Below are 13,641 nucleotides of genomic sequence, written 5' to 3'. Positions count from 1 at the left end.
CGGATCGCTTATGGAATCGCTTTACCCGCATTTTGCTCAAGTTCTCGGCCGCTACTATCAATTAGGCACTAAGGTTGTCTTGGCGTTTAGCGGAGGAGTGGATTCACGTCTTTTACTCGAATTACTCAGTCGCTACCAACAAGCGCACTCTGTAGAGTGTCACGCTGTGTATGTGCACCATGGTTTAAGCTCGAATGCCGATAATTGGGCCGATAAATGCTTACTTTGGGCACAACAAGTGGGGATATCGTGCTCGATCGAGCGAGTGAGCTTAGACATCAGCAATGGTGAAAGTATTGAACTTCTTGCTCGTGAAGCTCGCTACCAAGCCTTAACTAAGTACATTCAAGAAGGCGATATACTGTTGACTGGTCAACATGCCGACGATCAAATAGAGACTTTTCTCCTTGCGCTTAAGCGCGGCAGCGGGCCTAAAGGGTTATCTTCGATGGCGGAGAGTATGCCGTTTTCTTGCGGATCTCTAGTTCGACCATTGCTTACTATCAAGCGGAAGACCATCGAAGAAGCCGCTACTAAATTAGGCTTGGAGTGGGTGGAAGACGAAAGCAATCAAGATACCCGTTATGATCGTAACTTTCTTCGTCATTGTGTTATTCCTGAATTGTCTGGTCGCTGGCCGAGTATCCATCAAGCGGTTCAGCGCAGTGCAAGTTTATGTGCTCAACAAGAAGCGCTATTGGATGAACTATTGAGCGCGGTGTTTGAACGCGCTTTACAAACGGATCTTAGTTTGAGTATTGAAGAACTGGCTAAGCACAGTGGATTAGCGCGTGCGCGCTTGATTCGTATGTGGCTGGCTAAGCTTAATACTAGTATGCCGACTCAGGTACAACTCAATCTTATCTGGAATGAAGTCGCATTAGCTCAGCAAGATGCCAACCCCAAACTACAACTTAAACAAGGTGAAGTGCGCCGTTTTCGAAATCGTCTCTATTGGGTAACGGAAATGGCTGATGTCACTGAGTGGCAAAGTACGATTCAAGTTGATGCGACTTTGTCGCTGCCTGAGCGGCTAGGGGAGCTGATCTTAACGACGAGTTCTAGCAACGCAACGATTGCGCTACCGAGTCAGCCAGAGTTGCTTCGCGTGACCTTCAATCCGGAAGGCTTATCAGCGCATCCAACCACGCGTAATCACAGTCGAAAACTGAAGAAGTTATTCCAAGAATACAATGTGCCAAGCTGGCTGCGTCGTCAAATTCCGATTTTAATGTGCCAAGACCGAGTCGTTGCTGTGGCAGATCTGTTCGTTGATCAGGCGTTTAATGGTCAAGATTGTGAACTTATTTGGCGCAGGTAATGAAAATTCATGCCACAATGTCGATTATAAAATATAAAAATCCTTAAATAATAATTGATTAGGTGAAGCAATGAAGAAAACAATCATGGGTGCAATGGTGGCGTTAACCATGTTTAGTGGGCAAGCTCTAGCTGCGGGAGATGCTACAGCAGGTCAAGCAAAGTCGGGAGTATGCGCGGCGTGTCATGGCGCTGATGGTATTGCTGTCATTCCGGGTTACCCAAATCTGAAAGGGCAAAATGAGCAATATATTATCAGTTCAATTAAAGCTTATAAAAATAAAGAGCGAACAGGTGGGCTTGCTGCTGTGATGCAAGCTCAAGCTTCATTGTTGTCTGATGAAGATATCGCTAACCTAGCGGCTTACTACGCAAGTTTGAAGTAAACGCGAGTCTGAAAAAGCTTGGACGATTGGGCATTGAGCAGTCCTCACTGGGGTTTTATCAACTCACGATATTCGCTATGTTAATTTGCTCAATCTGGATTTTCGCTGGTGGATCAGAGACAAACATTGAATGTTGCGAAACGCTAAACGATAATAAGCGCAATCGATTGAAGCTTAAGGGATGAACATGAAAAAAATTGAAGCGATTATCAAGCCATTTAAACTGGATGATGTTCGAGAAGCGCTAGCTGAAGTTGGCATTACAGGGATGACCGTCTCTGAAGTGAAAGGTTTTGGTCGCCAAAAAGGTCACACAGAGCTTTACCGTGGTGCAGAGTATATGGTGGACTTTCTACCTAAAGTGAAGCTCGAAATCGTTGTAACGGAAGATGTGGCTGATAAATGCGTAGAGACAATCATTGAAACCGCGCAAACTGGTAAGATTGGTGATGGTAAAATATTCGTCACTGATATTGAGCGTGTGGTTCGTATTCGTACTGGTGAAGAAGACGAAGACGCGATCTAAGGTTTCTTGTCACCTGTTTCGTATTTATTATGCTAAAAGGGAGCCAAGTGGCTCCTTTTTTGTTGTTTGCTTATTAGTGAAATCATTTAACCCGAGATTGGTTGTTCTAGATTTCGGGTGCCTACATTCAGGTTTGTCGTATGTTCAAGCGTTTTTTTCTGGCGTTAGCTTTTCTTATTATGGCGGTATTGGTCGGCTTCCAGGTTATTTTCACCGTACCAGATCAGCCGCAAATCATTACTCAAAGAGGCTCAGAGTTGACGCAGGATATTAGGTGTATCGAATTTAGCGGCTCAAAAGCTCTGGATCAGGGCGGTGAAATCAATGTACTTGTCTGGAATATCTACAAACAGAACCGAACGAATTGGCAAAGTGCACTCAATGAATTCTCTGCTGATAAGCAGCTGCTGTTATTGCAAGAAGCCAGCATGACACCATCATTTAAACAGTGGTTGGTGGATGGTCGCTGGGTTAGTAATCAAGTGAGTGCTTTTAAGGCGCTGGGTAGCGGTGCCGGTGTAATTAGTATTGCTCAAGGGCAACCAGAAAAAGCCTGCGCTTACACCTCTAAAGAGCCGTGGCTTCGCTTACCTAAGTCTGCATTATATAGCCAGTATCACTTGAGTAATGGCGAGAAACTCGCAGTGGTGAATGTACATGCGATTAACTTCACCGTAGGTACAAAAGAGTATATATCTCAGTTAACGGCGCTTGAAATGCTTTTAAAGCATCATGTGGGGCCAATTCTATTTGCTGGAGACTTCAATAGCTGGAGTAAATCTCGCGTTAATGCGATGAGGCAGGCCTTAAAGGCTGCGGACTTACAAGAGGTGACGTTCTTGCCGGATCATCGAGTCCAATTTATAACAGGGTTACCACTGGACCATGTGTTTTACCGAGGTCTGACGCTTAAGTACGCAAAAGCGCCGCAGAGCGACGCTTCCGATCATAACCCATTGTTATTGTCATTTACGTTAAATGACTAGCTTAGGTTACCACAATATAAAGTGCCCAAATAACGTAGAAGAATACCCATGGCAGGCTTGCAATCACCAAAGCTTGGCCACGTTCAAACTCCGTCCACGTCAGTACAACGCCGTAGCCGAGCACAATGTACCAAGGCAGAAGCAAAGGTAACGAGCTAGCGAAATGAGACCATTCGTTAGTAAGAGGCAGCTTTAATAGACCATTGAGGCTATTTAAATCGGCAGCGTAAGTCATTACCTGACCATGCTTGAGTAGCAAGCTCGCGTAACTTGCTACATCGCCCAATACTGCTGGGAATAAGATAGCACACGATGCGGCAAACCATTTCCAGTAACCGTATTGTTGTTTGCTTGCCTTTGTTGCAAGAAAGAACCAAAGCGCGAGCAATAGTAAGGTGGCAAAGCGGTTGAATACATCATTGATGATCGCGCTTGCCATTAGCGTGTTTGGTTCTAATAGCTCAATCTGCTTCGGGTCGATTTGCTGAAATTGCGCAGCAAGTTGGTCACTGAGCCACGTGAAATCGACATTCGAAAAGTAAGCACCCCAGAATAAAAACGGACTAAGCATCAGGAAGATGAACGGTTGCCATCCCCATCCACCGCGTTGATAAAGCGCGAGAAAACAAGATGTTGGAGAACGAAAAATGTCCAACAGCATCACAAGTGGATTGCTTGATGGGTTCATACACTTACCTTCGTTACGTCAACGTACAACTTAAGCTTTTGACCTGGTTGTAAGTATTTTTTCTTGTGTAGCGAGTTCCATTTCACGATGTCGTTCGTTTTTACTTTGAACTTGCTTGCAATGCCGCTAATGGTGTCGCCAGAGCGAACGTTGTAGAAAACGGTACGGATCACAGAACCTTTGTCTGAGTCCTTCCATATCACTAGCTTTTGACCCACACGCAATGGATCTTTAGGGCTCATACCATTCCATTTAGCTAACGATTTATACGACACTTTATTGTTACGTGCGATTGACCACAAACTTTCTCCAGACTGAACGACATGGGTGAGCTTGAGTTGACCACGAGCACGAGATTGAGTCTTGTTTAATCGGTTTTGTGCCGTTAATGCGTATTTTGCATCGTCTTTTGTTGATGTCGGAATCAACAGGTATTGACCAATACGAATATTGTTATTCGATAGGCCGTTGGCACGTCGAATGACTTTCGTGGTTGTGCCGTATTTATTAGCTAGCACGCTTAAAGAGTCGCCAGATTTCACCTTGTAGCGAGCGACCTTCATCCCTTTACCGCGATTTTTCTCCACCTTGGTGAGAAAAGTCTCTTTTTTCTCTACGGGAATCAAAAGTTGGTGCGGCCCCTCAGGCGCTGTCGACCACTGGTTGTATGCTGGGTTGTAACTCTGCAACTCTTTTACGCTAATGCCGGCATAATCTGCGGCAATAGCCAGATCTAACTGCTCTTCTGGATCAACAAGCGTTAGAACAGGCTTGTTTGGAATTGCAGGAATATTAAGTCCGTACTTGTCTTGGTTTGCGATAACGTCAGCCAAGGCCAATAGCTTAGGAACGTAACTACTGGTCTCTTTTGGTAAGTCTAATGAGAAGAAATCGATAGGTTTACCGAGCTTTTTATTCTTACGAATTGCGCTAGAAACACGGCCACCACCGCTGTTATAAGCGGCGATTGCATGTTCCCAGTTACCATCAAAACGCTCGTTTAGTTGTACTAGGTAGTCCAGCGCTGCATCCGTTGCTGCTGCCACATCTCTGCGACCGTCATACCAGTAGTTTTGCTCTAGTCCCATCATTTTTCCGGTGCCAGGGACAAATTGCCACAACCCAGCCGCGCTACCATGTGAGTAGGCAAAGGCATCGAATGAACTTTCCACTACAGGAAGTAATGCAAGCTCCATTGGGAGTCCGCGCTCTTCGATACGTTTTGTGATCATGTATAGAAAAGGGGTAGCACGCTTAGATACCGTGTAAAGGTGATTTGGGTGCTTTAAATACCACGTACGGTAGTAGTCCACTTTCTTGTGGTTTGGGATATCCATGTCCAGCTGCATGGCGATACGTTGCCACACATCTTCTTGTTCTTGGGGGGAGAGAACTTTAGGCGCGTCGTTAGCGGATTTTTTTGCTAGTGACGATTTATTGCCCGGTTGAGCTTTTACTGCATTTTGCTTTGCAGTCTGCTCAGATTTATTGGTTTCTGGTGTAGAAGACGTTGAATCTGACTGAGTCAATTGACAGCCAGATAATAACAACGCCAACGCCCAAGTATACTTCAAACGCATGGATTCAGCCTATTTAGGGCCTGTTTATCTTCACCTGCCTGTCGCGCAACGTAATGTGCGTGGCAGTCGCAAGATAATAGACATCTTTTAAACACTAACTAATTTATAGAGGCAAAGAGCTTCTAATTATGCAATGGGGAGAAATTCAAATAGATTTATATCAACCCCAAACGTAAGAGAAGCGCCAGTGGCGCTTCTCGAAAAATCAGTCCCTGATAATACTGGGGTCTTGCAAACTTACAAGCAGAAAATGGTTAAAATTCGTTCTTCCACTCGCGTAAAGCAGTAAAAACCGAGCATGGATCGCTATTTTTAATGCGACTAGCAACAGATTGAACCACGTCAGGGTTAGAGGTACGCAAGAACGGATTAATCCACTTTTCTTTGCGTATTGTTGTTGGAAGTGTCGGAATGTTGAGTGCTCGCAGTCGGTTTACATCGTCGCGATATTGGCGAAGTTGCTCATTGTCAGGTTCAACCGCTAGAGCAAACGCCACGTTACTCGCCGTGTATTCATGTGCGCAGAAGACTTGAGTTTCTTCTGGTAGAGACGTTAGTTTGCTCAGTGATTCAAACATTTGCTCAGGCGTACCTTCAAAAATACGACCGCAGCCAGCAGAAAAGAGCACATCACCGCAAAACAGTTTTCCGTCCCCAACGTAACCGATATGGCCCAAAGTATGACCGGGTAACCCAAGTACTAAGAAAATCTCACCAAACAACTCTAGCTTGTCGCCTTCTTCCATTGGTGTCGTTAGGGTTGGAATTGGCTCTGATTTTGGGCCCACAACGGCGACGTTAGGAAATGCACGCACTAAGTCTGGAACGCCACCAATGTGATCGTTGTGGTGGTGCGTAATTAAAATCGCTTCTAAAGTTAATTCGTTAGCCTGCAGAAATTCTAATACTGGCTTCGCATCGCCCGGATCAACGACTGCGCAGCGCTTATCGCTATTTTGTATCAGCCAGATGTAATTATCATTAAATGCGGGTATGCTTTTGATCTCTAACACGATTCGTTCTCCGTCACCCATTTTAGTCAGGTGGTTAATGAAACCAGCACTCAGCAACAAAACTATACCACACCCGTCGACTTGGTCAGCAATGAACAACGGTCCGTGGGTGCTTGAGTCAATCCAGACCCGACTTGATGAATGGTGCCCGAAACTCTTCGGCTACCATATGCTCAAACTGGGCGGGTTGAGCTGTGAGCTAACCAGCTGTAATTGTAACATTCAACACCAAGTCAACGTAGATATCCAGAACCCGTTGCATAATGTGATTGCAGATGGTTACGAATTACCCTTTTTGGAAAAAAGCTTTGATGTTGTGATACTCGCTCATCAGCTCGACTATGCAAGCGATCCACACCGTTTGTTGCGTGAAGTCGATAGAGTGATGATGGATGATGGCTATGTAATTATTACTGGATTCAACCCATTAAGCTTGACTGGATTAGCGAGTTTGCTTCCATGGCGTAAACATAATTTGCCTTGGAGTGGACGAATGTTTACGTCGAGCCGCATCAAAGATTGGTTAGGGTTACTTAATTATCAAGTGATTCATTGTGATCGTTATGCGCTGTTTCCGATGAAACGTTACCGTACGATGTGGACATGGTTGGAAAATAGTCTTGGTGATTGGGCATCACCCGCTGGGAGTTTGTATTACATAGTCGCGCGGAAACGGACATACCCTCTCAAGCCTATCAAACCGCATTGGCGCTTGAAGAAAAAGCTCACACCACTTGGGGTGATGAATCGAGAGGGTAACACTATGAGGAAAGAATCTCGCTAAGAGGGTTGGTAACCTGTATCTTCCTCAGTTGGGTTTTCTGCAGCAGTACGGGCTAGCTCATCACACATTTCGTTCTCACGATGGCCTGCGTGGCCTTTTACCCAATGCCATTCAACTTGATGGCGTGCGGTTTCTTTGTCTAGAGCTTGCCATAAATCGGCATTCTTCACGGGTTTTTTATCCGCTGTTTTCCAACCACGCTTCTTCCAGTTATGGATCCACTGAGTAATACCTTGGCGCACATATTGGCTGTCAGTCGTTAAAGTGACTTTACAAGGTTGTTTTAACGTCTGTAGCGCGACGACAGCCGCCAACATTTCCATGCGGTTGTTGGTAGTTAACGTATAGCCTTTGGAAAGTGTCTTTTCTACGTCTTTGTAACGCAATACTATGCCGTAACCACCTGGTCCTGGGTTACCTAAACAAGAACCGTCAGTGAAAATCTCAACGTGTTTGGTCATATTTTTTGGTACTATTAGCCGAAACATTTAATAAAGCATAGTCTGACATACATAACCTTATGAATACCAGCAGCAATTCTGAATATAACCGCATTGTCGTTCTCGATACCGAAACCACAGGTATGAACCGCGAGGGTGGTCCTCACTACATGGGACACCGCATTATTGAAATCGGTGCCGTGGAGATCATCAACCGTAAGCTGACTGGTCGTCACTTCCACGTTTATTTAAAACCCGATCGTGAAATCCAACCAGAAGCGGTTGAAGTTCACGGTATTACGGATGAATTCTTGGTTGATAAACCGGAATACGCGAGCGTGCACCAAGAGTTTCTTGAGTTTATTAAAGGCGCAGAACTTGTTGCCCACAACGCGCCCTTCGATACCGGATTTATGGATTACGAGTTTGGCATGCTCGATTCTAACATCGGCAAAACGGACGACTACTGCAAGGTGACCGACACCCTTGCAATGGCGAAGAAAATCTTCCCTGGCAAGCGAAACAACCTTGATATCTTATGTGAACGTTACGGTATTGATAACTCGCACCGTACACTCCACGGAGCTTTGCTCGATGCGGAGATTCTAGCCGACGTTTACCTCTTTATGACGGGTGGTCAAACGAGTCTAGAATTTAACGCGAATAAACAAGAGGGTGGAGTAGAAACCATTCGTCGTATTGAAGGAAGAAAAGCGCTAAAGGTTTTGCGCGCAAGTGCCGATGAACTAGAAGCTCACCAAAAAAGATTAGAGTTGGTGAACGACTGTATTTGGCATCAATAGGAGAAGCTATGTTGAGGGCTTTGTTGGTCGCGTTTTTAGCGATATGGAGTAGTCTCTCGAGTGCTGCGAGTGAATCTACAATGTCTTTGTTAGACAATCGCTTTCGAGTTGATCCAACCATCGAGCAGATCACGTTTTTGGTTTATCGTGAGCAAAGTTCTCAGCCAGTTGTTTTAGTCCGTCCTGACGGTAAAAAATACTATGCTTGGGGCTCTTACGACAATGTACGTTGGTATCAAGAAGCCTCACTCGATATTATTTCCGTTGATAACCCTATGCCAGGTCCATGGCAGGCTGTGGGGAAAGTTACGCCTAAAAATAACATCCGCTTAATTTCTCACCTAAAGCTCAGTACGGATCTGTTCCCAAACCGATTATATAATGGGGAAGCGCTTAAGTTTACAGCTCGCCTGACCTCCGACGGCAAACCTCTTGTACTGCGCGACTTCCTTGATCGCGTGAATCTGCGCGTGACATTTACCAAGTTTGTCGAAAATGAAGATGAGCTGATCAAAGAAGCACGTCCAGTGCCGATGGTTGTGGGTGAGTTTTCTGATGACGGCCGAGGCTTGGATGAAAAAGCAGGGGATGGTGTGTTTACGGTTCAGCTCCCAATAGACGTTGAGCCTGGTAAGTACCGCGCGCGCATCACGTCTGGCAATGGCGTATTCTTACGAGCGCAAGAACAAGTCATCTTGGTTTATCCGAACCCAATCTCTCGTACTTTTATTCAGGCTCGTAATCCCGATAAGCCACACCAATTAGTGGTGAGTGGCGAGCAAGGTATGATTGCACCAGGCTCTATTGCAGTCACAGTGAAAAAGGACGCTCCCGATGGTTTCATTAGTTACCGCCAAGGACAGGTCTCTAAAGATGGAATGAGAGTTACGTTGAACCTCAATAACGATGCTGAGCTTGGTAAGTACGCATGGCGCGGCGAGATCTTTGCCACTGATTTTGCAACCCAGCGTCCGTTGGTGTTTCCTATTCCAGAGCAAACCTTCAGTGTTGTTGATGAAGTTGATCTAGAAGCTGCTCGAATTGCAAAAGAAGCTGAATTAGCCGAGCAGCGCCGTATTGAAATGGAAAAGCAAATTATCGCTGAGCGGGAGGCTGAGCGTAAGCGCAGCATGATTATTATCGCGGTGGGTAACGTGATAATGCTGCTGATTGTGATCATTGGATGGATAGTCTGGCGCAAAATTAAAGCGAAGCGCGATGCCATGCCAGAGATGCAATTAGAAGTACCAAAGAAATAGTAGTAACACACACATAAAGCGAGAAACGGAGCCAATCGGCTCCGTTTTTTTCAAGTTACCAAATTGGAAGAAGAAAAATGGATAAATTATGAATATTTAAGTTTACTGTACTCAAATATATGTTTGGGATTTTATATAAATAATATATCATTTTTACTTTCTAAATTGGTTGCATTTTTAATGTGACTAACTTTCAAAATAATCAATTAAAGATAAAGAAATAATGAATAAAATTTTAGCTTTTTTTTGTGCAGTGATAATTGTAGGTTGCTCTTCTATTGATAATGGTATTAATAATCCAGATGCGGGAAGTAATAATTTAAAATCACTTGATACCTTCACTTTTGATCCCTTAAGTAAAATCCAAAAAGTAGAAATACCAACTTATTATGATGGCTTGTTTGATACAGCAAGACCCTATTTAGATGAAAAGTACCCTTACACTTATGTCAGTAAACCTCAAGCATACATAATTGATGACGAGATTATTTCTTTTGCTCCCTGGTTTCCTGTCGAAGGAAGGTTTACGGTTTTTCCAACCGCTCACTATATAGTTATAACTCAAGAAACCGAGAGTGGCTTAGTCTCCGCACGATTTAATCATGAACAAGTAATTAAGCTGTTAAGTGAAGAGTATAAAATTACTGAGCATACAAGTCCGTTTTTTCATTATGTTCTAGAGGTTTCTCCAAGTGAACAAGCCAATTTTGTAGAAGATATCCATAAAAAATTGAGTAGACTTCCTTCAGAATAAGGATTGCTGGTTGAATTTTGATCAATAAAGTCAGGGATTCTGGCTTTATTGATTGCATGGAGTTCTATTTATATTGATTTGGGCTTTGTAATAGGTAGTACGCCATAATAACAAGAGCCGATCTTGTAGGGTTTCTGGATAAATATTCAGCTGTGCGTGATAAATAAGAATAAGTAAACGCGAGGTCTCTGATGAAATACAAAAAGCGTCAGAAGTATAAATACACTCTCCATTCTGAAGAAAAGATTGAGACTCACATTTCAGTGAGTAACGCGTATGACAGCCCTTTTCTTAGTTTGTCCAAACAAGGCGTGTTAACGATTAAAAAGGGCTATGCATGGGATGGAGCGAGTGGGCCAGCGTTAGACACAAAAAACATTATGAAAGCTTCTTTAGTGCATGATGCTCTTTACCAACTCATGAGGGAAGAGGTGTTGCCACAAAGTGCTCGAAAGCATGCGGATACGTTGTTGAGAGAAACATGTTTAGAAAAAGGAATGTCTAGCTTCAGAGCAACTTATATCTATTATGGCGTCAGAGTTGTCGGTAGCTTCTTTTCTAGACCTGATACTTTGTGTGCTTAATGGGAACATCTTTCCAACGTTTAACTGTTTATTCATACAGTTTAGTTATGTAAGCTCCAAGGTGATACAAAGGAGTAGTACATAATGACAATAAGATATGAAGAGCATGTGCCAAGCCCGAAAGAATACTGTGATATGCGTATCAAAGCCGGGCTATCACCCAAATCGTTGAAAGCTGCTGAAATTGGTCTACCCAATTCGTTATATGGCGTATCTGTTCGGGATGAAGGAAAGCTCATTGCAATGGGTCGGGTTGTTGGTGACGGGGCGTGTAACTTCGAAATTGTCGACGTTGCCGTTGATTCTGATTATCAAGGCAACGGTTTAGGTAGAAAAGTCATGGAATACATCGACGGTTATCTTTCATCTGTTGCACTTGAAGGCTCTTACGTTTCTATGATTGCTGATGAACCGGTCTTTTACGAAAAGCTTGGTTATAGGCTGGTGGCTCCTAAAAGCCAAGGGATGACAAAAAAGTTTAAGCCAAAGGCGTAACACGTATTCAGCTGTGAAGATAAGCACTAGAAAACAGGAGTTTAATTTCCTGTTTTCTATATTAAATTTGTATTTAAGCCACTTCTGGAATTGGTTTGGGTGGCTGCTCTAAATCAGGCTCTTTTTGAACAGTAGGAATTTGTCCCTCACCCACAGCACTGATGTAACAGCCACTAAGTTTAATGGCAAGGTACATATCAGCTCGCAGTAAGATGCCTCCTTCACTGGTGCTGATACCAGTAAGCTCACACCATTGACGAAGACGTCGTTTCCTTCCTGCGAGGATTAAGCGTACACCTCTCTTTTTCAAAGTATTGTGAATATCTGCCAGTGTTGCCATCACACTGAGATCCAAGTGAGTAAAGCTCGATACGGCGTCGATGACAACGCAACTTGCGTCTTTGTGATGCTCTGCCTGCTCTAACACTCTACGTTTAAAGTAAGGAGCATTGAAGTAAGTTAGCGGTGAGTTAAAGCGGTAAATCACCATTCCAGGAATAGGCGAAGCTTTTCCTGAGTCGTCGATGGTCCGAATGGTACCTTTTTCATCCAAGCCAAGTAGCTGATCACTCGGTCGCATGACAATCCGTAAAAATTGAAACAGCCCTAGCAATACCGCCAAAGTGATCCCCGGTATTACACCCACGATCAACACAGAAATAAAAGTAATGATGGCCAGATAAAATGCATCTTTGTCACGAGATTTTAATTTCCAAATTGCTTTAAGATCGAGCAGCGATAGGGACGCAATGATCAATACAACACCAAGTGAAGAGATAGGGATGAACTGCAAAGGCTCGTAAATAAATACCGCAATAATGGCAATGGTGATTGCGGCGACAATCGAAACTAATTGAGATTTACCGCCATTTGCATCATTGACGGCTGTGCGTGAGTCAGCGCCGCTTATCGCGAAACCTTGCGAAAACGCTGAGGCAATGTTGGCAAAACCCAACGCCTGAAACTCTTTATTAGCATCAATATCATAACCGTTTTTAGCAGCGAAACTGCGGGCGGTGAGCATCATGCTAACAAAACTGACAATCGCAAGGTTGAGAGCCGGGACCACTAGTTCACGAACTTCACCTAGCTCAAACTCCGGTGTTTGAAACTGAGGGAAGCCACCTTGAGTGAGTCCGACAACCGATACGCCCATCTCTTGTAAATGGAAAAACCAAACTGACGCAGTAGTTACGAGGATCGCCAGCATGGCAGCAGGCCAAGTTGGTCGGTAGCGTTTGGTGAGCAAATAAACGACAACTGTCACGATACTCAGAGTTACAGTAGGCCAATGAAGATCGGTTAATCGTTGTGGAGCTTCCCATAAACGTTCCAGTAAATAACGTTGCTCGTATTTCAAACCGACTACTTTCGCAAACTGACCAACGATAATTGTGAGAGCAACACCGTTGAGTAGACCCAAAAGAATCGGACGAGAAAGGAAATCTGCAAATACCCCTAGCTTGAAACGACTTGCCAGTACACACCAAATCCCCGTCATCGCTGTCATGGTCATAACCAACTGCCAATGTTTTGTGGGGTCACCTGCGGCAAGTGGTGTCACAACAGCAGCAATCACTGCACAGGTTGCTGCATCGGGTCCGACAATGAGTTGTCGAGATGTGCCCATCATGGCGTAAACCAACATTGGCAGTACACACGAATACAGACCGACAATTGCGGATACACCAGTTAACTGTGCGTAAGCTATGGCAACTGGCAGTGCAACCGCGACAACAGAAAAGGCGGCTCTAAAGTCGTTAACAAACCATTCTTTTTGATAATGCTTAAGCTGAACAAGCCCTGGGAACCACTGTGCGAGTAATATTTTAGCCAACGGATTTACCATATATGTGAGTGAGTTACTTAAAGTATACACCGCTTAGTTGGAACGTCTGTGAGTTAGTTATCACTGGAAATCGGGAGAAAGATTGGAGTGCGAGGATTTTATTGCGCAGGGGGGCTTTGTAGTGTGAGGTGTTATGAATCCGATTCTGGAAGCAATAAAAAACGGGAGCTGATA

General features: G+C 44.2%; 15 protein-coding genes. 10 read left to right on the top strand and 5 right to left on the bottom strand.

Going from position 1 to position 13,641, the window contains the following annotated elements; all coding sequences use genetic code 11:
* The first annotated feature begins 10 nt into the window (after positions 1-10).
* From tilS to R7Z41_RS10450, 4 genes are all read left to right on the top strand, one after another.
* Positions 11-1,321, top strand: coding sequence for a tRNA lysidine(34) synthetase TilS (tilS, locus tag R7Z41_RS10465; protein ID WP_005391814.1), 1,311 nt, complete (start codon positions 11-13; stop codon positions 1,319-1,321).
* Between the two features lie 70 nt (positions 1,322-1,391).
* The gene (locus tag R7Z41_RS10460; protein WP_005391816.1) at positions 1,392-1,706 is read left to right on the top strand and encodes a c-type cytochrome; all 315 of its coding nucleotides are present in this window, start codon (positions 1,392-1,394) and stop codon (positions 1,704-1,706) included.
* A 187-nt stretch (positions 1,707-1,893) separates the two neighbouring features.
* On the top strand, positions 1,894-2,232 hold the full coding sequence (gene glnB, locus R7Z41_RS10455; RefSeq protein WP_005380372.1) for a nitrogen regulatory protein P-II: 339 nt from the start codon (positions 1,894-1,896) through the stop codon (positions 2,230-2,232).
* Positions 2,233-2,372: 140 nt separating this feature from the next.
* The gene (locus tag R7Z41_RS10450; RefSeq protein ID WP_005391818.1) at positions 2,373-3,218 is read left to right on the top strand and encodes an endonuclease/exonuclease/phosphatase family protein; all 846 of its coding nucleotides are present in this window, start codon (positions 2,373-2,375) and stop codon (positions 3,216-3,218) included.
* Between the two features lies 1 nt (position 3,219).
* Here the strand turns inward: R7Z41_RS10450 and R7Z41_RS10445 are convergent, their stop codons facing one another.
* The 3 genes from R7Z41_RS10445 to gloB form a co-directional block, all read right to left on the bottom strand.
* Positions 3,220-3,906: a YIP1 family protein gene (locus R7Z41_RS10445; protein WP_005380375.1), complete on the bottom strand. Its 687-nt coding sequence runs from the start codon at positions 3,904-3,906 to the stop codon at positions 3,220-3,222.
* Positions 3,903-5,486, bottom strand: coding sequence for a LysM peptidoglycan-binding domain-containing protein (locus R7Z41_RS10440; protein ID WP_005391819.1), 1,584 nt, complete (start codon positions 5,484-5,486; stop codon positions 3,903-3,905). Before R7Z41_RS10440 ends, R7Z41_RS10445 begins: the two co-directional genes overlap by 4 nt.
* Before the next feature lie 254 nt (positions 5,487-5,740).
* Complete coding sequence (gene gloB / locus R7Z41_RS10435; protein ID WP_005380380.1) at positions 5,741-6,499, bottom strand: hydroxyacylglutathione hydrolase; 759 nt, start codon at positions 6,497-6,499, stop codon at positions 5,741-5,743.
* 37 nt (positions 6,500-6,536) lie between these two features.
* Between gloB and R7Z41_RS10430 the strand changes: the two genes are divergently transcribed.
* On the top strand, positions 6,537-7,283 hold the full coding sequence (locus R7Z41_RS10430) for a class I SAM-dependent methyltransferase (protein ID WP_005391820.1): 747 nt from the start codon (positions 6,537-6,539) through the stop codon (positions 7,281-7,283).
* On the opposite strand, the gene rnhA is transcribed toward R7Z41_RS10430, so the two are convergent.
* Complete coding sequence (gene rnhA / locus R7Z41_RS10425; protein ID WP_005380384.1) at positions 7,280-7,744, bottom strand: ribonuclease HI; 465 nt, start codon at positions 7,742-7,744, stop codon at positions 7,280-7,282. The genes R7Z41_RS10430 and rnhA overlap by 4 nt on opposite strands.
* 59 nt (positions 7,745-7,803) lie before the next feature.
* On the opposite strand from rnhA, the gene dnaQ reads away from it, so the two are divergent.
* From dnaQ to R7Z41_RS10400, 5 genes are all read left to right on the top strand, one after another.
* On the top strand, positions 7,804-8,526 hold the full coding sequence (gene dnaQ, locus R7Z41_RS10420) for a DNA polymerase III subunit epsilon (protein WP_005391821.1): 723 nt from the start codon (positions 7,804-7,806) through the stop codon (positions 8,524-8,526).
* A gap of 8 nt (positions 8,527-8,534) precedes the next feature.
* Positions 8,535-9,785, top strand: coding sequence for a TIGR03503 family protein (locus tag R7Z41_RS10415; RefSeq protein ID WP_005391822.1), 1,251 nt, complete (start codon positions 8,535-8,537; stop codon positions 9,783-9,785).
* Positions 9,786-10,008: 223 nt separating this feature from the next.
* A complete protein-coding gene (locus R7Z41_RS10410) occupies positions 10,009-10,539 on the top strand; it encodes a hypothetical protein (RefSeq protein WP_031780222.1) in 531 nt (176 codons plus the stop codon).
* 191 nt (positions 10,540-10,730) lie between these two features.
* A complete protein-coding gene (locus R7Z41_RS10405) occupies positions 10,731-11,123 on the top strand; it encodes a DUF1353 domain-containing protein (RefSeq protein WP_031780223.1) in 393 nt (130 codons plus the stop codon).
* Between the two features lie 84 nt (positions 11,124-11,207).
* Positions 11,208-11,618, top strand: a complete 411-nt coding sequence (locus tag R7Z41_RS10400) for a GNAT family N-acetyltransferase (RefSeq protein ID WP_005391824.1) — start codon at positions 11,208-11,210, stop codon at positions 11,616-11,618.
* A gap of 73 nt (positions 11,619-11,691) precedes the next feature.
* Here the strand turns inward: R7Z41_RS10400 and R7Z41_RS10395 are convergent, their stop codons facing one another.
* Positions 11,692-13,467, bottom strand: coding sequence for a SulP family inorganic anion transporter (locus tag R7Z41_RS10395; protein ID WP_005391826.1), 1,776 nt, complete (start codon positions 13,465-13,467; stop codon positions 11,692-11,694).
* Positions 13,468-13,641 lie beyond the last annotated feature (174 nt).

This window comes from Vibrio sp. 1457 (genome assembly GCF_033340195.1).
Lineage (GTDB): Bacteria > Pseudomonadota > Gammaproteobacteria > Enterobacterales > Vibrionaceae > Vibrio > Vibrio alginolyticus.
This window is presented reverse-complemented; position numbering and strand designations above follow the sequence as displayed.